Source organism: Stutzerimonas nosocomialis, assembly GCF_005876855.1.
Lineage (GTDB): Bacteria > Pseudomonadota > Gammaproteobacteria > Pseudomonadales > Pseudomonadaceae > Stutzerimonas > Stutzerimonas nosocomialis.
The window spans coordinates 1-573 of the sequence record NZ_QLAE01000084.1; the positions used below are offsets into that span (position 1 = coordinate 1).

The following is a 573-nucleotide window of genomic DNA, read 5'->3' on the forward strand; positions in this document are numbered from 1 at the left end:
GTAGCTGTCGTTGGCCAGGGTGCCGCCGCTGGTGCCGTTGACCCGCATCCAGGCGCTGTCGCCGCTGACCTTCTGCAGGCCGACGTAGAAAGTGTTGCCGCCGATCTGGGCCGAGAACAGACCCGAGTAGGTCTTGTTGTCCAGGGCGCCGGCACGGGCGCTGCCGTCGTCGTCGCCGTGGAAGTAGCCGAGGTTGGCGCCCAGCACCCAGTCGCCCACCGGCTGCACGTGGCGCAGGTTGACGAACTGTTGCTCGTAGATGTCCTTGAGTTCGGCGTGCCAGAGCCCGATCACGGTGCGGTCGCTGTTGAAGGTGAATTCACCGCCGACGAAGTTGAAGCGATCGGAGGTGGCGCTGGTGACGCCCTGCATGAACATGTCTTCGCGGCTGGCGTTGTTGCGCTCGCTGTTCTGGCGCATCTGGCCGGCGTAGAGCGACAGGCCGTCGATTTCCTGGGAGGTGATCTGCGCGCCCTGGAAGGTCTGGGGCAGGGAGCGGCCGTCGTCCGACCGCAGGATCGGCAGCACCGGCATCCACTCGCCGACGCGCAGTTCGGTCTTGGAGACCTTGGC

The 573-nt window shown here is 66.1% G+C and carries 1 protein-coding gene; it reads right to left on the reverse strand.

Features of this window, described 5'->3' with window-relative positions; translation table 11 throughout:
* Nucleotides 1-573, reverse strand: a 573-nt coding sequence (locus DN824_RS22430; RefSeq protein WP_138410514.1) for an OprD family outer membrane porin, incomplete at both ends; no start/stop codon positions are given.